Consider the following 16,564-nt stretch of genomic DNA (forward strand, 5'->3'; position numbering starts at 1 on the left):
TTTGGTACGGTCGGCGGCCGTGTCACGCCCCGCCCGGAAGGAACGCATGAGCCGCCTGTGGTACCTCATCCCGGCCGGTCTGGCCGCCGTCGGGCTCCTGCTGTTCGGGGTGGCCGCCTGCTCGGGCGGCGGGCTGTCGCCGCGCTCGTACGTGGCCGGGCACTACCAGCGCGCGCCGGGCCGGGACATCGCCGGTGCGGCGCAGGCGTACACCAGCGGCCGGCCGCCGACCGCCGTCGCGCTCGAGCTCACCCGGGCGTGGGCGCCGGCCGGCCGGTACGCCGACGGCTCCGGCGTGTACCTGCGCTACGCCGCGGACGCGGTGGTCCTGCGGCCCGACGGCGGCGGCACACTGATCCTCGTCGAGCCGGTCGGCTCGGCCTACCGCCGGTACGCCGGCACGCTTGGCGACAGCGGCTGGTCCAATCGGAACGGTGGCTGATGCGCGGCTACAAGCTCTTCCGCATCGTCTGGACCGTCTTCACCGTCGCCGTGATGGCCGGCGCGCTGCTCTTCGTCCTCACGCACAGGCCCGTCGCCGACGACGGGTCGGGTCACCAGGCCGCGGCTGCGGCCGTCACCGAGGACCTGAGCCGGGCCGGCGAGGCGCAGGGCATCTGCTACGGCTGGCAGCTGCTGGACGAGCAGACCGTGGTGAGCTCCGGCTCCAACCTCGGCCTCGGCGTCCGGGCCGAGGAGCATCCGGACCGCTGTCCGCGCTGGATCGAGGTCCGCGGGACCTACCACGACTACCCCGATGACGAGGAGGGCTTCCAGGACTATGCCGGGTACGCCATCGTCACCAGCACCGGCATCACCAAGCGCCTGGACCCGGCCGGTCTCGAGGGTGCCGGTGCCGGCGCGAACCGGCTGCTGTCCCGGCCGCGGGAGACCATCCTCGACGCGGCCGAGGCGCTGCCGCTGCTCGCGGTCGAGGCCGGTGTGACCTCCACCGTGGCGCCGCAGCGGGCGGTGGCCGGCACCCCGCGGCCGCTGCCCGAGGCCGGCAACGACTTCCTGCGCGACCGGTGGATCCTGCTGGTCATCGGCGGCGCGTTCCTGGTGGCCGCGGCCGGCACGACAGTCCTGCTGCGCTGGCTGGCCCGGCTCTGGTGAGCGCTCGGCCGTTCGTCATGCCCGGTCGTCCTCGGGTCTGCGCCGCGTGGCACGTGCCTCAGGTGGGCCGGCGCCGCAGCCACCAGAGTGTGGCCAGGACGAAAGCGGCCGCGAGGGCGGTGAGCCAGCCCGCGTCGAGGGCCTGGAAGGACCAGAAGCGCGAACCCGGCTCGTACAGTATCCAGGTTGTGTAATCCGCCTGATCCCAGGAGCGATCGCCGGCGTGCAGGGCGACGATCGCGTTCCAGTCGGCGTCGGACAGGCGGTGGCCGGAGGGGTCGACGACCCAGCTGTCGACCACCCAGGGGCGGCCGCCGTGCCCGAGGCCGCCGGTGGCGCTGCGGGCAAGCAGGGGCTGAGCGAAATGCGGGCGCAGTCCGTACCAGTCGGCGAAGAACACCGCGATCCATGCGGCGCCGGTGACGACCATCGCCAGGACGGTGCGTCGCAACACCGCGCCGGCGAGCACGCCGAGGGCGAAGCAGAACAGCGTTGCGGCGGCGAGGTAGATCCCGTCGGCGTGGTACGGCCACGGCGCGAGCCGGTCCTTGATCAAGGCGATCGGGGTGTACCACCAATGGAAGAAGGCACTGAAGGCGAGCGTGACGGTGAGCAGCGCCCCGCCGAGCAGGGCGACCTTGGTCAGCAGCAGCCGCTGCGGCGTGATGCCCTGGGTGAACGCGAAACGGAACGTCCCCGCTTCGTACTCCCGGGCGAGCAGCGGCGCGCCGACGAACATGCCCAGGAGCCCGGGCAGCAGGGCGAGGAACTGCGACCAGAGGCCCCAGCGCTGTGCCTGTTCCGCGAAGGCGTTCAGCTGCGCGGGAGTGCACGCCGGCCGGCAGGCGTCGATGCCCAGCTGGTCGTACGACGCCCGGATCCGCAGCCCGGTGAGCACGAGCAGGACGGTGAGTGCGAGCAGGACGGCCACGCTGGTGAGCAGTGCGGCGCGGTGCAGCCGCCAGGTCGGCCAGAGGCCACGCGGGCGGCTCATCCGGTCACCACCGCCCGGGGACCGGGCCGGGCGGCCGCGTCGGAGCGCAGGTAGGCCAGGACGAGCTCGTCAAGGGTGACCGGCCGCCGTTGCCAGCCGGGTGGCGGCTCCGACCGCGGCGTATGCGTGCGAACCAGCACATGCTCCTGGGCGGTCGTCCCGACCCGCGACACCACCGTGTGCGCGCCGAGTCCGCCGGAGCGGTCCGGCCGCCCGGTCAGCAGCTCGTGGTGCGCGACGAGGTCGTCGACATCTCCGGCGAGCCGGACGACGCCCTCCTGCAGGAGCACGAGGTAGTCGCAGGCTCGCTCCAGTTCGGCGAGATTGTGTGAGGAGAACAGCACGGAGACCTCCCGCTCGGCGACGACGGACAGCAACGCCGCGAGGAACTCATGCCGGGCGAGGGGGTCGAGCCGGGCCAGCGGCTCGTCGAGCAGCAGCAGGTCCGGGCGCTTGCCCAGCGCCAGGGCCAGGGCGACCTGGGATTGCTGGCCACCCGACAGGGTGCCGAAGCGGCGTTGTGGCGACAGGCCCAGCGCCTCGATGCGACCCCAGGCGACCGCGGCGTCCCACCGCGTGTTGAGATGCTCACCGAGGCGCAGCAGCTCGCGGATGGTCAGCGCCGGGTAGAGCGCGGCGTGCTGGTCGAGGAAGCCGATACGGTCGCGGCGCGCGCCCGGCTCCGCGCCGAGCGCCTCGATGCGGCCCGAGGTCGGACGGCGCAGCCCGATCGCGAGCTCGAGCAGGGTGGTCTTGCCGGCGCCGTTGGGCCCGACCAGCGCGACGACCCGGCCCGCGGGAATGGCCAGCGTGCAGTCGTCGAGCGCGACAGTGCGCCTGTAGCGCTGGGTGAGCCCGAACGTTTCGACCGCGTTCATGCCGCCCCCATGTTCTCGCGCCGGCCCGGCGATACCGGCGCTGCGGTGGACTCTTCGTGCAGGACGCTCGCGACGAGCGCGCTGATGCCGCCGTGATCGAGACCGGCGTCCCGGGCCGCACGCACCCAGGTGACGAGCCGTCGGCGCAGTGCCGCCTGCCCGGCCAGGTCGACCACCGGCAGCGAGCCGCGCACGAACGTGCCGACGCCCTGCTGGCCGCTGGCGATGCCGCGAGCCGTCAATTCGCGGTACGCCTTCTGCACCGTGTTGGGGTTGATCGCGAGTGTCTCCACGACGTCCTTGATACGGGGCAGCCGGTCTCCGTCGCGCAGCACGCCCAGCCGCATGGCCTGCTCGACCTGATGGACGAGCTGAAGATAGGTCGGCACTCCGGAGCCCGGGTCCAGCACGAACCGGACTTGCGAGGTGCCGTCTTTATCTAGTTCCATAGTAAAAGCCTAAAAGAAGCGGCGGCTGTACGTCAACGGAGGTGTCCCTGTGCGACTCGTGCGATGGCTCAGCGCGGCCCTATGGGCGGGAAGCTGGCTCCTGATGGTGCTCGAGGTCTTCCGCTGGCACCACCTGACCCCGACACTGCGGTTCCGGCCCGATCCGCCGCCGGACGCGCATGGGGTCGGCCACCTCGGACTGCCGGCGCAGGCGGCCCGGATGTGCGCCTTCGTGGCGCCCGCGGTGTTCGTCGCCACTCAGGCGTGCGCGCGCACCGGGCGCCGGACGCGGCATCCGGCAGTTACGCCGACGGTGCCGACCGGGCGTACCGGACCAGACCGATAGCAGACGCTCGCACAGGCCGACCCCGCGACATCGGGTCGCCGCGTCGATGATCGGATTTCTTCAGCGGAGCTGCGGCAGGAAACGGTGCCGGGTGAGGGCGGCCGTCGTCTCGATTGCGAGGACGGCGACGAATGCGGTGATCGCGAGGATGACGACCCAGGCCCAGATTCGGTACCCCGGCGGGTGGGCGTACGCGATCCAGTGCAGCGCGAAGGTGGCGACCGCCGCGTACGGGAAGGCGAACGCCCAGGATCCCGGGCTGAAGTGCAGGTGGCGGTACAGGCCGATGAGCCGCAACTGGACCAGGGCGGCCAGGAGTGTGTAGCCGGCGAACCCGAAGGTGACGGCGTCGACCTTGCCGTGGGTGATGGCCAGGTACGCCAGGCCCGCGAGGGCGGGCGGTCCCACCCCGATCGCCAGCGTTGGTTGCAGTGGTGGGGGAGGCGGCGGGCGGAAGTAGCGGCGGGCCAGGATCATCGGCTCGAGGACCAGCCACGACACGAGACCGAGGCCGAAGCACACCCGGGCGGTGCCCGGCCAGCCGGCCAGGGCCGCGCCCACGGTGGCGATAAACCCTCCGGCGACCGTGGGCAGCACGTATCCGTGGTGCAGCCGGTCGAGGTCGAGGCCACCGAGGATCCACTGGCCGGCCAGCCCGATCGTGACGGTGGCGAACACCCCGAACAGCCACTGACCCGCTGCCCGATCGTGTCGCATCAGGCCGATGGCCAGCAGCATGCCGACGATCGGGATCAGCGACACGAACGGCCCCAGCACCGGGTCGGCCAGTTCGGCGGGCCAGCCGCCGGGTCGCCGCGGTACCTGCACGACGTAGCTGACGACGAGCGTCAGCCACACCACGGCGGCTGACGCGCACAGGATGTCGGTCATGACTGCGGGTGTCAACTGCAGCAGGGCGGCGTAGCCCCAGCAGCCGGCCAGGCCGGTCAGGCCGTATGCGATGCCGAACAGATTCGGAGTGATCCCGACGTGTGGCTCGCTCGTCCGAGTGCTCACGGCGGCGCACTACCCTGCGCACCGGCGCTTATCCCGCACCGGCGCGGCGGCTACCGCGGGCAGGTGCACGCGCGGGGTCGCTCGCTCCTACACGCTGTCGGAGTCGCCAAATCGGATATAGAGGAGATAAGCCAGATAGTCCACCATGCGGCGGGTCACCGTCATCGGCCTGACGGGCGCCGCGGTGATCGGCGGCGTGCTCGCCGCCGCCGGCGTCGCCAACGCCGCCACGACCCCGCACCACCACCCGGCCACGAGGACGAACGCGCACCACAACCCGCGAAGACCACCACGATCCACCACCACGCCTCCACCAGGAAGCCGGTGAGCGCGACCACGCGGACGTTCACGACCACGCACGCGGGGGAGGCGGAGGTCCTCGGCGCACTGTGGGCGGCGGGCCGGCCGTGCACGCCGGGCGAGGTCCACGCCGCGCTCGGCGCCCGGTCCGGGTACACCACCGTCCAGACGATCCTGGCCCGCCTGTACGACAAGCACCTCGTGCGCCGGCGCGCGGAGGACCGGGCGCACGCGTACTGGCCGGTGAAGGACGGCGCGGACCTGACGGCGGACCGGATGCGGGCGCTGCTGAGCGAGCGCGCCGACCGCCGGGAGGTACTCCAGCGATTCGTGCACGGGCTCGACGACGACGAGGCCGCCGCACTGCGGGCACCGCTCGACGAGGACGGGAGCGGGAGGCGCCCGTGAGGTATTGCGTATACGTACCGCTGCTGGTGTGCGGACTGCTCGCCGCGGCCCGCGTGTCGCCGGGGGCCGGCGCGTGGATGCTGACCGGCGTCGGCCTCGCCGCGGCGGTGTCGTCGGGGTGGACGTCACTGCTGCCGCCCGCGACGCTGTTCGACGACGTGCCGTGGCGGCCGGACCGGCTTCGGCTGCTGGACCCGGTGCCGGCCCTCGTCGCCGTCGCCGCCGCGGCCGTGCTCGGCGGCGGTGGCTACCGGCTGACCCGCTCCTCCTGGCTGGCGGCGGCCACCATCCGGCGCCTGCGCCGGCCGTGCCGGGAGTCCACCCCGGCGGACAATCTCGTCGTCGCCGACCGGGAACGCCCGCACGCGGTCGCCGTGCGCGGCTGTGGGACGCGGAGGCCCGCCGACGCCGCCGCCTCCGCGGCCGCCGCGCAGCGCGGCTACCGCACCAGCCGGACCGTCTCCGTCACGCTGCTGGTCGCCGGCCTGCTGCTTGCCCTGGCCGCCGCGGCGCCGGGCAACGCATGCAGCAGCGGCGGGCCGGTTGAACCGGGCCCGCCGCGTCGCGTCCGGCCGGGCGCTCAGCCCTTGACAGGCCGGCTGCCGCTGTCGTCGAAGCTGACGCTGATCTTGCGCGGCTTGGCCCGGTCGGACACCGGAATCCGCAGCCGCAGCACCCCGCTGTCGTAGCTGGCCTCGAGCTTGTCGGTGTCCAGGGTGTCGCCGAGGTACAGCTGCCGGCTGAACACGCCCGTCGGGCGCTCGGCCAGCACGGTCTCGACGGCGTCGCCGGCCGGGCGGTGCCGCTCGGCCCGCACCTGCAGCACGTTGCGCTCGACGGTGATGTCGATGGAGTCGGGGTCGACGCCGGGAAGGTCGAAGTAGACGTTGAACCAGTCGCCGTCGCGAATGGCGTCGACGTGCATGACCGCCGGCCGTCCCGCGGTGCCGGCCAGCTGCTCGAACGCTCGGTCAATCTCGCGGAAGGGGTCGGTGCGCATCAGCATGGCCATCTCCTCCTCGGTCTCCCCACTGTCCTCAGATCCACGTTGAGTCTCTCTCGCTCAACTTCACCTTCAGATTTAGCTCCGCCGCGCGGCCCTGTCAAGCGAAACCGCAGAAGAGTTGACCGCGACTGACTCAACTTTGTCGCACGGGGCGGATCAGGTCGGCGCGACGCTGCGCTCCGGGAGTGTCAGGGGTGATTCATCGACGAGAGGTGACCGATGGACGAGGATTTCGTCGACTTCGTGCGGCGCCGGGGCGAGCACCACCTGAGAACGGCAGTCCTGCTCACCGGGTGTGGCATCGACTGGACACCGCAGATCGCCCCGGGCTTGCCGGGTCCCGGGTTCGGCATCGGGTGCGGGTTGTCCGCCGTCACCGGGAGCCGGCCCGGCGCCGGCGCGAGGACCGGCACCGCGACCGGCCCGCGGACCCGGACCGCCTCCGACACCGGCGACCGTCTGCGTGCCGACCGGGTAGTACCGGACGCCGGCGACGGCCATGGTCGAGGTGTTCGGCGTCATGCGGGCCGGGTGTTGCGGCGACTGTCACGCGCGCTCCACCGTCTCGACGCGCGGCGCGGCGCGGCGCGGCTCAGCTGAACATGCCTTTGAGCACGGCGCCGGTCACGCGGATCGCGTTGCCGAGCGGCTTGGAGCCGGTCCACCGCTCCGCGGCGTCGGCGAAGCGATCGACGATGCCCCGCTCGTGCCGATCCTTGTCCCCGATCATCTTCGTGCCGCCGGACTTGTTCAGGTCGTCCTTCTTCTTCCGCGTCTCGTACTCCTTGCGCTGCCGTTCATCGAGGTCCTGGAGCCTGGCCTCGAGCTCGGCGATGCGCTTGCGGTCGCGCTCGGACCGCTTGTGCTGGCGCTCGATCGCGCGCTCCGCCGCCTTGCCGACCGCGTCGCGCCACGGGGGCAGGGTGTCGCCCGGGAGGCCGACGAGCACCGCGTCCAGCACGCCGTAGAGGTTCCAGCCGCTCAGCGCATCGAACGCCACGATCTGGCCGAGCGTGAACGCCTGGTTGTGCGTACCCTCGCGGAGATCCGCCAGCAGCGCGCGGCGCGCCTCCTCGATGCGGGCCAGGCCCTCCGGCTCGAGCGGGCCGCCGATGCCGGCCATCTCGAGCGGCTGCAGCTCACCGTCGATCTCGATGTTCAGCAGCGCCAGCCGGTTGTAGGCGATGACGATCCGCTGCGGCGGCACACCGCACTCCAGCAGCAGCTTGACGGTGCGCAGCGTCCCGATGCCGGCCGGGCGGGGCGGAGTGGTGACCACGATGAACCCGTGCGCCTGCTCCACCCGGCGCCGGTACATCTCCCGGTATTCGCGGTCGCGCTCCTTGGAGTCGCCGAGGCCGGGGAGGTCCACGACCTGGATGTGCTCACCCCGCGCCTCCCACTCGTACACCTCGTCCGCGGCCGTACCGCGGGAGAAGTGCCCGACCGCGCCGACGTCGGCTCCGAACAGGGTGTTGATGGTGGTCGTCTTCCCGGAGCCCATCGCGCCGCAGACCAGCACGCACGGGCGCCTGTTCTTCGGCAGCTTCGCCCGGTGCTGGTCGATGAGCTCCTGGAGATCGGCCTGGACGTCAACCATTCGACGATGCCCTTTCACTGCGTCGCGATGCCGTTGCTCAGCCGATCGTGCCGAGCGCCCGGCCGAGCAGGGGAAATACGTTCCAGCCGGTGAGCGCGTCATACGGCACGACCTGTCCGGTCCGAAACTGCGGGACTCCCGTGGCCGCGGTGAGCGCGTGGATGAATGCCGCGGTGCCGTGCTCGACCGCGGCCCGGCTCTCCGGCTCGACCGGGCCCGTGGCGCCCATCGCGACCGGATGGAGCTCGCCGTCGACCTCGACGTTGAGCATCGTGAGGCGGTTGAACCCGAAGACGATACGGTCCGGCCGCACGCCGTTCTTGAGCAGTGCCTTGACGGTACGCAGCGTCGGCAGCGATGCCGGTCGCGGTGGCGTCACCACCACGATGAACGCGTCGGCCGCCCTGGCCCAGCGGCGAAATGACGCCTTGGATGCCTGATCGCGCTCCTTGGAGTCGCCGAGGCCGGGCACGTCGACGAGCACGATGTGCCGCTGCGGCTCGCCCCAGCGATATCGGCTCATGTGCTCGGTGCCGCGGGAAAGGTGGCCGACGACCCCGACCTCCCGCCCGCACGCGGTGTTGATCGTCGTCGTCTTGCCGATACCCGTACCGCCGCAGATCATGATCGCGGGCTTGCGCCGGCGCTTACGGTATCTGCGGACTTCTTCGAGAAAGATCGAGCGTTGGATAGCGTCGGCCACGGCGTCACCACTCGGTCGTCGCGCTTCACGGCACGTCGACGGTACCGTGGTTTCGCCGTCGAATTCGGACGCTCCACGCTGCTGAACGCATGGAAGCACGTGCCCGTGTGACGCCTGCGCCGATCCGATCGGCGGACGCATTCCGGTGATTACTGGTGGCTGACCCGTTGAAGGCTAGGCGGTGAAGCGGTGGGCCTGGCCGTTGTGGACGTCGGTCACCCACTCCCAGCCGGGCCGGGCCGACGGGCCGATGCGGGAGTCGTCGGGAGCCCGGCCGTCGCGCAGTGCGTGCACATACGCGCGGTCCAGGTCGATGCGGGCCTGCGCCTGCCCGGGGCCGCCGACGCCGCCGTGCCCGGGCACGACGGCCCGCGCGCCGGCGGCCACGGACTCCAGCAGGCTCAGCGCGGCCAGGTAGTCGGGAACAGGGTCCTCGGCGCCGCCGCCCAGGCCGAACATCGGGATCAGCACGTCGGAGAGCATGTCGCCGGCGACGAGGACGCCGGGGTCCTCGATGAACAGCGCGGCGTGGCCGGGCGCGTGGGCCCGGTGCTCGAGCACGCGGACCCGCGGGCCGTCCCACGGCACGTGCGAGCTTCCGGCCGGGAGGGCGGTGACCAGACCGTACAGGTCGAGCTTGACGTTGTCCTCGATCCCCGTGCCGGCCAGGTGCTCGATGATCTCGGCCTGGGCGGCCGGGTCCGTGGACTCCGCGCGGGCGATCTCGGCGCAGCGGGGTGTGCCGTAGCGCGGTGGCGTGCCGAGGGCCGGGTGCCACAGCAGGTGGTCCCAGTGCGGGTGGGTCGAGAAGCCGGCCACGACCGGCCGGCCGAGCGTGGCCAGGTCGTCCGCGAGGCAGGTCAGCTCGTGGTCCTGGACGCCGGGGTCGATGAGCAGCACGCCCGAGGCGCCCTGCACCACTATCGCGTTGCTCTGGATGAACTCGCTTTCGTGGACGAGTACCCCCGCAGCGATTGTCCTCAGCACTGGCGCGCTCCGGCGATGGCGTAGTGGTGCATCGTGACGCCCTGCTTGAACGCCTGGTGCTCGAGCAGCTCCAGGTCGAGCGGGCGGTCGTAGTCGTCGAACAGGGGGCGGCCGAAGCCCAGGTACGAGGGGTGCGTGAACAGCAGCAGCTCGTCGAGCAGCCCGGCCCGCAGCAGCTGCGTCGCGAGGTTCGCCCCGCCCACGCCGATGGCGCCGTCGGTCTCGGCGCGCAGGGCGGCGAGCTGCTCGATGGCGTTGTCACCGCCGAAGACCCGGGTGTTGTACTGCGCGCTGCCGCGACTGCGCGACACGAGGACCTTCGGCACCGCGGTCCAGATCTCGCCGTACTCCCGCATGACGTCCGGCAGCGACTCGTCCCCGCGGGCCCGCGGCCAGTACTCCTCCATCGTCTCGTACACGACGCGGCCCTGCACCATCAGCACCAGTCCCCGCGCCCGCGCGTTGAACTCGCGGTGCAGCTCCTCGTCGATGTGCAGCCACTCGCCCGCGCCGTTGTCCCCCGGCACCTGCTCGATCTTCAGGTCGAGGGACACGTTCATCCAGTACACGAAGCGGCCCATGCTCGCCCCCATCCCTCTAGTGATTGCGATTTGCAACCACTATATTGGGGACGGCGAAGTGCCTGTCAAGGAGGAGACGTGGAGCCACGGTCCGAGTGCCCGATCAACGCCGCCGTCGAGGTCCTCGGCGACCGCTGGTCACTGCTCGTCCTGCGCGACGTCATCTTCGGCGACCGCCGCTACTTCCGGGCGCTGCTCACCGGCTCCATCGAGGGCATCGCGTCGAACATCCTGGCCGACCGCCTGGTCCGCCTCGTCGAGGCCGGCCTGCTGACCCGCGGCACCGCCGCCCGCGGCCAGCGGGCCCGCTACAGCCTCACCGAGGCCGGCATCCAGACGCTGCCCATCATCTACGCCCTGGGCAACTGGGGCCTCGACTGGCTCCCTGGCGGCGGCGAACTGCGCGTCCGCCAGCAGCTGATGCGCGCCGAGGGCCCGCGGTTCGTCGAGGACCTCATGGACGAGCTGCGCGTCCGCCACCTCGACGCCCCGCCGAAGCCACGAGAGGGCCCCGGCCCCCTCGAACGCCTGGCCGCCGCGTACGCCGCGGCGCAGGCGCGCGAGGGGGGCGCCGCACCCTGAGCGCCGGTGCGGCCTACCGTGCGGCCAGCTGGAGTGCGCCGCGCAGGAGGGCCAGCGCCGGGAGCGTCGCCGACTCGCGCAGTGGCGCGGCCGGGTCGGACAGCATCAGGCTGGCCGTGACCAGGGTGCCGTCGGCGGCCTGGGCGAGGTAGTTCAGGGTGAGCACGCCGGGCTCGGAGCCGCCCTTGAACCACACCGTGGGGAAGCCGGCGGGCGACAGGCCGATGCCGCCGTCGTTGATGCTCAGCGCGGCGCCGACGTGGGGATCGCCCTGCGCGCGCAGGCCCGCGAACGCCTCGCACATGTCCATCGGCGAGCCGAACCACTCCAGCTGGTCGATCATCTCCGGCTGCGTCCACGCCCCGAGCCCGGTGCGCGGCACCTGGCCGAGCAGGGGCAGGGTGATGGCCCGCAGGGCCGGCGGCAGGCTCGCATACGCGGTGGCAACCGCGGGGTAGTGCCAGCTCTTGAGCGCGAACAGCTCGCGGGTGGTCAGGACCGGCAGGTTCGGCGCGTCGTTGCCGAACCGGCGGAACTGCCGCTGCACGGCGGTGCGGCCGACCTGGTGGATCAGGTGGTCGGTCGCGGTGTTGTCGCTGATGGAGATCATGTAGTCGGCGTACTGCTCGAGCGTGTACACGGCGCCGTCCGGCTGGTCCTGCAGGACGCCCGACGGCAGGGACTTCCACGCCGGGTTCAGGGCCAGCTTCGTGTCCCAGCGCAGCCGGCCGTCGTGGACCGCCTGGGCGAGCGCGCCGAGCACGTAGAGCTTGAACGCCGAGCCGAGCGGCCGGGCGGTCGACGGGTCGAGGCCGTGCACGAGCGCGCAGCCGGCCGGCGTGATGCGGGCCGCGGCGAAGGAGACCCGCGGGGCGAGGGCCCGGGCGGCGTCGTCGAGCGCCTCCCACGACGCCGGTGCGGGCGGGTACGGCGTGAACAGCAGCGCGCCGATCAGCCCGGCCGCGTCGACGGTGATGCGCACCAGCAGCGGCCCGCCCGGGCCGGTGGCGACCTGGCGCAGCTCGGTGGCGGTCGAGTAGACGACGGCGCCCGGCGTGAGCGGGCCGACCTGGCGCAGGACGGCGTTGAACCCGTCCGGGCCGCCGACCGCGGCCAGCAGCGGCGCGCTCAGGTGCTGCTGGAGCTCCGCGGCGGCCACCGGCGGGCGGGCCGAGGCGTCGACGAGCCAGGTGAACTGCGCGGCGGGCCCGGGCCCGGCGGCCGCCGCAGCGGCGGGCAGTCCGAGCAGCAGCGCGACGAGCGCGGCGGCGACGGCGATACGGCGAAGCATGGGGTCCCCCGGTTCAGGCGTGGATGCGGTCAGGAGGGGCGGATGTGCAGGCCCGCGACCGAGCCGTCGCGGCGGAACGCGACCTGGGCCATGGCGTGGCCGGCCTCGAACTCCATCAGGACGTCGACCACGCTCAGGTCACCGGCCGGGTGCACGACCGGCTCGCCGAACCGCTCGAAGGCGCCGGCGGTACCGATGACCATCGCCCACACGGAGGCCAGCTCCTCGACGCCCACCGCGCCGAGCATGACCTCGTCGAAGCTCGCCCGCACCCGCTCGAACCGGGCGGCTGCGGTGTCGCCGAGCACGGCCAGCGCCCGGTCGCCGGCGTCGGGCAGCAGCCCGTCGGCCATCGGCTCACCGGTGCGCGGGTCGACGGGCCGGCCGAACCGCTGGAACGCCGCCTGCCTGGTCGTGCCCAAGACGTCTCCGATCTCCTGCCACGTGCGGCCCTCCGCGCGGGCCCGGTCCACCGCGGTCCGCAGCAGGTCCTGGGCCGCGAGCACCTGCCGGTGCGCCGCCCCTACCTCCCCGAGCGTCCCGCCGCCCGCCGCGGATGTCAAGTCAAGCTTGACGGACTCGCGTCGCCGGCGGGCCGCGCTACGGCAGGTGGAGTTGCAAAACTGCTGGCTGCGCCCCGGACCTTTGCGCTCCGGGAGCGGCTTGCCACAGTACTGGCACGACATAGCACGGAATACTAATACGTGCGGCACGATTCGGCTCCTCCGATCGCCGCCGGCGGGCGTGCCGATGCTTGCCGGGGCGCGCTTTACACTCGGCAGATGCTCACGATCGACCAGGTCAAAATCGGCTACGGTGACCGGGTTGTCATCGAGGAGCTGAGCCTCGACGTCGCCGCCGGTGAAGGGGTCGCGCTGCGGGGACCCAACGGGATCGGCAAGTCGACGGTCCTGCGCTGCGTCGCCGGGCTCCTCGAGCCCTCCGGGGGCGCGGTACGCGTGGACGGCGAGCCGGTCGATGAACGCCGTGGGAGCTTCCGCCGTACGGTCGCCGCCCTGCTCGACCCGCCGGCCTGGTATCCGGGGCTCTCCGCCCAGGAGCACCTCAGCCTGGTGCGGCTGGCCAACGCCCCGGCCGGCGGCGACTGGTTCGCCGAGGGGGAGCTGGCCGAGCGGCTCGGCGTGACCGGGTTCGCCGACGCCGGGCCGGGCAGCCTCTCGTCCGGGCAGCGGCAGCGCCTCGCGCTCGCGATGGTGCTCGACCGGCCCAGCCGCCTGCTGCTGCTCGACGAGCCCGAGCGCCACCTCGACCGCGAGGGCCGCGAGACGGTGGCGATGCTCATCGGCGAGTACCTCGGCCGGGGCGGCGCCGCGCTGCTCGCCTCGCACGACCCGACGGTCACCGCCGGCTGCGAGATCATCGAGCTGAGCACCGACTGGGCCGACGAGTGAGGCCGGGCCAGGTCCGCCGCTGGGTCCGGCGCCGCCAGCGCGCCCGGGAGAACGCCTCCGACCTCTTCGAGACCGTCTACACGCTCGTGCTCCTGGCCGCGATGGTCGGCTACATGATCTGGGCCCAGCTCCAGGCCGTCCTCAGTGGACAGACGAGCGCCCCGGCCGGCGTCCGCGAGGGCGTGCTGCTCGCGGCCGGCCTGGCCTGGACCGCCGCGCTGCTCGCGGTCGCGTCGGCGCTCGGCCCGGTCTCGACGTCGGCCCCGGCCCTGCAGTGGCTGGTCACCGCGCCGCTGGACCGCCGCGCCCTGCTCACGCCGGCGGTCGCCCAGGTGACGGGCATCGGGCTGCTCGCCGGCCTGGCCCAGGGCCTGCTGACGCTCACACTGTCCACAGTGGGCGCGGGTGCGGTACTGCTGGCCGCGGTCGCCGGCGGCGTGCTCGTCCTCGGCGCGGCCGCCGCCCTGCAGTCCGCGACGCGCCGCCCCGCCCGCCGCCTGTCCACCGCGGCCACCGTCCTCGCGATCGCCGCCGCCGTCGTCGGCGTGCTCGCGGTCACCGGCGTCGACGTCGCCGCGGTCGCCACCGCCGGCCCCTGGGGCTGGCCGCTGCTCGCCGGCCGCCACCCGTGGCTGGCCATTGTGATCGCCGCCGTGGCGCTGCTCATGCCGATCCTGCAGTGGTACCGCCTGCGGTGGCTCACCCTCGCGAACCTCACGGACGCGGCGCAGAGCAGCGGCGCCGCCACGGCCGTCTTCTTCACCCTGGACCCGGGCCTGGCCTCGCGGGCCGCCGAGGACCGCCGGTGGCGCGGCCGCCGGCTCGGCCCCGACCGGCTCCCGCGCGTCACCGGACGGTTCGTGGCCACGGGCCAGGACGCCCTGCTGCTGCTGCGCTCGCCGGTGCGGCTGCTGCTCGCGGCCGCGCTGGTGACGGTGCCCGTGCTGGCCGCCGGGCTGCCGGTGTCCCGGTGGGTGATCGCCGCGGCCTGGCTTGTCTGCGCGCTCGCGGCGGCGTCGTGCAGCACGGCCAATGCCCGCCGCGACCGCGACGACCCCGGCCTGGCCCGCCTGCTCGGCCTGACCGACGGCGAGCTGTTCACCGGCCGCGTCGCCGTCCCCGTCGCCGTGTGCACCCTATGGTCCGCGGCCGCGCTGAGCGCCGTCGGCGGCGGGTTCGGCCCGTGGACCCTGCTCGGCGCCGTCGCCGGCCCCGGCCTGGCCGCGGGCGCACTGCGCTCGGCCCGCCGCCGCGAGGTCCGCCACGACGCCGCCGCGCTGTCCTCCCCGGCCGGTTTCATGCCGACGGGCCCGTTCCTGTGGCTGGCCGGCGCGGCCGACCTGGCCGTGCTGGCCCTGTGGCCGACCCTGCTCGCCATCGTCACCAGGCACCCGGACGCCGCCCTGTTCAACCAGGTGGTCTTCTCCGCCGGCACCCTGAGCGGCATGATCATCAACGCTCGCCGCGGCTGACGGGCGCGCCCGTCAGCGTTTCGTCGCGGTCACCATCGCGAAGCCGAGCAGCTCGCCCGCGTCGGCCGCGAGCAGGTCGATCACCGCCTGGCGGCTGTGCGCCCGGCCGGTCCAGTCGCCGGTGTGCTCGGCCACCGCCCGCGTCCACAGCATCCAGTCGCGCCAGCCGTCCTCCTGCAGCCGGGCCGAGGTGACCGTCACGAGCTCGGTGACCTCCCACTGGAAGCGCCACCACTCGGGGGTGTGCCAGGCGATCGGCTCCCAGCCGAACAGCTCCTTGACGGGCGCCGGGATCGCGCCGAGGTCCCGGATCTCCCGGGTCATACCCGGCGTCGCCACGCCGAGCTGCCCGCCGGGCCGCAGGAACCCCGCGAGGTACGGCAGATACCAGTCGGAGGTGCCGAAGTATTCGAACGCGTCGATGCTGACGATGGCGTCGAAGCTGTCCTTCGCGAACGGCAGGCTGTGCGCCTCCGTCCGCACGGCGGTCACCTGGCCGGAGACGCCGGCGCCGGCGAACACGGCCGCCGCCTCGTCCGCCGCGATCCACCAGTCGGCCGCCACGACCTGGACGCCGTACTCACGGGCCAGGAACACGGACGTCGCACCCTTGCCGGAGCCCAGGTCCAGGACCTTCATCCCCGGGCGCAGGTCAAGATCCCGGGCCAGGTCCTCCAGCAGCCACAGCGGGTTGGGCCCCATGTCGAGGTCGAGCAGCCAGGCCGGGTCGTAGGTGGACGAGCGCGGGTAGCGATCCGGGCGGGCCAGCTCATCGTAGATGGTCACGGGTAGCGATCCAAGCTGCTCAGACGGGGCCCGGGCAATCCGTTTTGCGACCCTTGCGCGGGGGCGCCACGATGGTGGGCATGGACGTGTTCGCGCCGTACACCGGAACGCTGCTCCTGCCCGACCGTGCCCCCTTCGGCAGCGAGTCGCCGGTCACCCTGGCCGACGGCCGCCCGGTCGCCACCATCCGCTGGCACAGCTGGTCGATGCGGGCCCGCTACGAGATCCTCGACCCGGCCACCGGCGCCGTCCTCGCGGCCGGGCACCGCCAGGGCTTCGGCGGCCGCAACTACTTCCTCGCCGACGCCCGGGGCGGCCGGCTGTTCCATCTGAAGCTCAGCTTCTGGGGCCCGAACCGCGCGAGCGCACTGACCCTGCCCACCGGCCGCACCCTGACGACCCGCGGCAACTGGACCTCCCGCCGCTTCAGCGTCACCGACGAGCAGGACCGCCCGGTCGCCCAGCTGGTCAACAACAGCCGCATCCTCTCGATGCGCCCCGACAGCCTCGCCTTCGAGCTGCAGTCCCCGGTCCTGTCCATCGTCCAGGCGATCGGCCTGGCCCAGTCGATGCGCGCCGCCATCGAGTCCCAGCGCAGCGCCGCGGCCGCCGCCTCTGCCGGATAGGACCAGACCC

The 16,564-nt window shown here is 73.0% G+C and carries 22 protein-coding genes; 9 read left to right on the forward strand and 13 right to left on the reverse strand.

From position 1 onward, the window contains the following. The first annotated feature begins 46 nt into the window (after positions 1–46). Together Dvina_RS23560 and Dvina_RS23565 are read left to right on the forward strand one after the other, a co-directional pair. Complete coding sequence (locus Dvina_RS23560; protein WP_223104626.1) at positions 47–442, forward strand: DUF4247 domain-containing protein; 396 nt, start codon at positions 47–49, stop codon at positions 440–442. Next, on the forward strand, positions 442–1,116 hold the full coding sequence (locus tag Dvina_RS23565; RefSeq protein WP_223104627.1) for a hypothetical protein: 675 nt from the start codon (positions 442–444) through the stop codon (positions 1,114–1,116). Before Dvina_RS23560 ends, Dvina_RS23565 begins: the two co-directional genes overlap by 1 nt. 58 nt (positions 1,117–1,174) lie before the next feature. Here the strand turns inward: Dvina_RS23565 and Dvina_RS23570 are convergent, their stop codons facing one another. From Dvina_RS23570 to Dvina_RS23580, 3 genes are read right to left on the reverse strand one after another with little or no spacing between them, the layout of a single operon-like run. After that, entirely contained in the window at positions 1,175–2,110 is a 936-nt protein-coding gene (locus tag Dvina_RS23570; RefSeq protein WP_223104628.1) for an ABC transporter permease, read from the reverse strand. Then, positions 2,107–2,988 carry an ATP-binding cassette domain-containing protein gene (locus tag Dvina_RS23575; RefSeq protein WP_223104629.1) on the reverse strand — a complete coding sequence of 294 codons (882 nt, stop codon included), beginning with the start codon at positions 2,986–2,988 and terminating at the stop codon, positions 2,107–2,109. The genes Dvina_RS23570 and Dvina_RS23575 overlap by 4 nt, the downstream gene beginning before the upstream one ends. Beyond that, positions 2,985–3,437, reverse strand: a complete 453-nt coding sequence (locus Dvina_RS23580; protein ID WP_223104630.1) for a GntR family transcriptional regulator — start codon at positions 3,435–3,437, stop codon at positions 2,985–2,987. The genes Dvina_RS23575 and Dvina_RS23580 overlap by 4 nt, the downstream gene beginning before the upstream one ends. A 49-nt stretch (positions 3,438–3,486) precedes the next feature. Between Dvina_RS23580 and Dvina_RS23585 the strand changes: the two genes are divergently transcribed. Further along, a complete protein-coding gene (locus Dvina_RS23585) occupies positions 3,487–3,783 on the forward strand; it encodes a hypothetical protein (RefSeq protein WP_223104631.1) in 297 nt (98 codons plus the stop codon). Positions 3,784–3,843: 60 nt separating this feature from the next. Here the strand turns inward: Dvina_RS23585 and Dvina_RS23590 are convergent, their stop codons facing one another. Together Dvina_RS23590 and Dvina_RS23595 are read right to left on the reverse strand one after the other, a co-directional pair. Continuing rightward, a complete protein-coding gene (locus tag Dvina_RS23590) occupies positions 3,844–4,800 on the reverse strand; it encodes an SLAC1 family transporter (protein ID WP_223104632.1) in 957 nt (318 codons plus the stop codon). An 87-nt stretch (positions 4,801–4,887) separates the two neighbouring features. Then, positions 4,888–5,106 carry a hypothetical protein gene (locus Dvina_RS23595; RefSeq protein ID WP_223104633.1) on the reverse strand — a complete coding sequence of 73 codons (219 nt, stop codon included), beginning with the start codon at positions 5,104–5,106 and terminating at the stop codon, positions 4,888–4,890. An 18-nt stretch (positions 5,107–5,124) separates the two neighbouring features. Here Dvina_RS23595 and Dvina_RS23600 point away from each other — a divergent pair, with 18 nt between their 5' ends. Beyond that, positions 5,125–5,508, forward strand: a complete 384-nt coding sequence (locus tag Dvina_RS23600; RefSeq protein ID WP_223104634.1) for a BlaI/MecI/CopY family transcriptional regulator — start codon at positions 5,125–5,127, stop codon at positions 5,506–5,508. Further along, positions 5,505–6,197 carry a hypothetical protein gene (locus Dvina_RS23605; RefSeq protein WP_223104635.1) on the forward strand — a complete coding sequence of 231 codons (693 nt, stop codon included), beginning with the start codon at positions 5,505–5,507 and terminating at the stop codon, positions 6,195–6,197. Before Dvina_RS23600 ends, Dvina_RS23605 begins: the two co-directional genes overlap by 4 nt. Here the strand turns inward: Dvina_RS23605 and Dvina_RS23610 are convergent. The 5 genes from Dvina_RS23610 to Dvina_RS23630 form a co-directional block, all read right to left on the reverse strand. Further along, entirely contained in the window at positions 6,089–6,514 is a 426-nt protein-coding gene (locus tag Dvina_RS23610; protein WP_223104636.1) for an Hsp20/alpha crystallin family protein, read from the reverse strand. The genes Dvina_RS23605 and Dvina_RS23610 overlap by 109 nt on opposite strands. Positions 6,515–7,106: 592 nt before the next feature. Continuing rightward, entirely contained in the window at positions 7,107–8,114 is a 1,008-nt protein-coding gene (locus Dvina_RS23615) for a GTPase (RefSeq protein ID WP_223104637.1), read from the reverse strand. A gap of 37 nt (positions 8,115–8,151) precedes the next feature. Further along, a complete protein-coding gene (locus Dvina_RS23620; RefSeq protein WP_223104638.1) occupies positions 8,152–8,958 on the reverse strand; it encodes a GTPase in 807 nt (268 codons plus the stop codon). Between the two features lie 33 nt (positions 8,959–8,991). Then, on the reverse strand, positions 8,992–9,804 hold the full coding sequence (locus Dvina_RS23625; RefSeq protein ID WP_223104639.1) for an MBL fold metallo-hydrolase: 813 nt from the start codon (positions 9,802–9,804) through the stop codon (positions 8,992–8,994). Next, complete coding sequence (locus tag Dvina_RS23630) at positions 9,798–10,385, reverse strand: dihydrofolate reductase family protein (protein WP_223104640.1); 588 nt, start codon at positions 10,383–10,385, stop codon at positions 9,798–9,800. The genes Dvina_RS23625 and Dvina_RS23630 overlap by 7 nt, the downstream gene beginning before the upstream one ends. 78 nt (positions 10,386–10,463) lie before the next feature. On the opposite strand from Dvina_RS23630, the gene Dvina_RS23635 reads away from it, so the two are divergent. Beyond that, positions 10,464–10,967, forward strand: a complete 504-nt coding sequence (locus Dvina_RS23635) for a winged helix-turn-helix transcriptional regulator (protein ID WP_223104641.1) — start codon at positions 10,464–10,466, stop codon at positions 10,965–10,967. 13 nt (positions 10,968–10,980) lie between these two features. Here the strand turns inward: Dvina_RS23635 and Dvina_RS23640 are convergent, their stop codons facing one another. Both Dvina_RS23640 and Dvina_RS23645 read right to left on the reverse strand, forming a co-directional pair. Further along, positions 10,981–12,258, reverse strand: a complete 1,278-nt coding sequence (locus tag Dvina_RS23640; RefSeq protein WP_223104642.1) for a serine hydrolase — start codon at positions 12,256–12,258, stop codon at positions 10,981–10,983. A gap of 29 nt (positions 12,259–12,287) precedes the next feature. Further along, complete coding sequence (locus Dvina_RS23645; protein ID WP_223104643.1) at positions 12,288–12,821, reverse strand: DUF3887 domain-containing protein; 534 nt, start codon at positions 12,819–12,821, stop codon at positions 12,288–12,290. A 219-nt stretch (positions 12,822–13,040) separates the two neighbouring features. Here Dvina_RS23645 and Dvina_RS23650 point away from each other — a divergent pair, with 219 nt between their 5' ends. Beyond that, positions 13,041–13,670, forward strand: coding sequence for an ABC transporter ATP-binding protein (locus tag Dvina_RS23650; RefSeq protein WP_223104644.1), 630 nt, complete (start codon positions 13,041–13,043; stop codon positions 13,668–13,670). Further along, complete coding sequence (locus Dvina_RS23655) at positions 13,667–15,142, forward strand: DUF6297 family protein (RefSeq protein WP_223104645.1); 1,476 nt, start codon at positions 13,667–13,669, stop codon at positions 15,140–15,142. The genes Dvina_RS23650 and Dvina_RS23655 overlap by 4 nt, the downstream gene beginning before the upstream one ends. A 12-nt stretch (positions 15,143–15,154) precedes the next feature. Here the strand turns inward: Dvina_RS23655 and Dvina_RS23660 are convergent, their stop codons facing one another. Continuing rightward, positions 15,155–15,928, reverse strand: a complete 774-nt coding sequence (locus Dvina_RS23660) for an SAM-dependent methyltransferase (protein ID WP_223104646.1) — start codon at positions 15,926–15,928, stop codon at positions 15,155–15,157. Positions 15,929–16,008: 80 nt separating this feature from the next. On the opposite strand from Dvina_RS23660, the gene Dvina_RS23665 reads away from it, so the two are divergent. Beyond that, a complete protein-coding gene (locus Dvina_RS23665) occupies positions 16,009–16,554 on the forward strand; it encodes an LURP-one-related family protein (RefSeq protein WP_223104647.1) in 546 nt (181 codons plus the stop codon). Positions 16,555–16,564 lie beyond the last annotated feature (10 nt).

It is taken from the genome of Dactylosporangium vinaceum, from assembly GCF_019904175.1.
Taxonomy (GTDB): Bacteria; Actinomycetota; Actinomycetes; order Mycobacteriales; family Micromonosporaceae; genus Dactylosporangium; species Dactylosporangium vinaceum.

Bases quoted from the DNA above. Each gene is read 5' to 3' on its own strand.
- Dvina_RS23560 (WP_223104626.1), top strand. From the start codon at position 47: ATGAGCCGCCTGTGGTACCTCATCCCGGCCGGTCTGGCCGCCGTCGGG.
- Dvina_RS23565 (WP_223104627.1), top strand. From the start codon at position 442: ATGCGCGGCTACAAGCTCTTCCGCATCGTCTGGACCGTCTTCACCGTC.
- Dvina_RS23570 (WP_223104628.1), bottom strand. From the start codon at position 2,110: ATGAGCCGCCCGCGTGGCCTCTGGCCGACCTGGCGGCTGCACCGCGCC.
- Dvina_RS23575 (WP_223104629.1), bottom strand. From the start codon at position 2,988: ATGAACGCGGTCGAAACGTTCGGGCTCACCCAGCGCTACAGGCGCACT.
- Dvina_RS23580 (WP_223104630.1), bottom strand. From the start codon at position 3,437: ATGGAACTAGATAAAGACGGCACCTCGCAAGTCCGGTTCGTGCTGGAC.
- Dvina_RS23610 (WP_223104636.1), bottom strand. From the start codon at position 6,514: ATGCTGATGCGCACCGACCCCTTCCGCGAGATTGACCGAGCGTTCGAG.
- Dvina_RS23615 (WP_223104637.1), bottom strand. From the start codon at position 8,114: ATGGTTGACGTCCAGGCCGATCTCCAGGAGCTCATCGACCAGCACCGG.
- Dvina_RS23620 (WP_223104638.1), bottom strand. From the start codon at position 8,958: ATGCGTCCGCCGATCGGATCGGCGCAGGCGTCACACGGGCACGTGCTT.
- Dvina_RS23630 (WP_223104640.1), bottom strand. From the start codon at position 10,385: ATGGGCCGCTTCGTGTACTGGATGAACGTGTCCCTCGACCTGAAGATC.
- Dvina_RS23640 (WP_223104642.1), bottom strand. From the start codon at position 12,258: ATGCTTCGCCGTATCGCCGTCGCCGCCGCGCTCGTCGCGCTGCTGCTC.
- Dvina_RS23650 (WP_223104644.1), top strand. From the start codon at position 13,041: ATGCTCACGATCGACCAGGTCAAAATCGGCTACGGTGACCGGGTTGTC.
- Dvina_RS23665 (WP_223104647.1), top strand. From the start codon at position 16,009: ATGGACGTGTTCGCGCCGTACACCGGAACGCTGCTCCTGCCCGACCGT.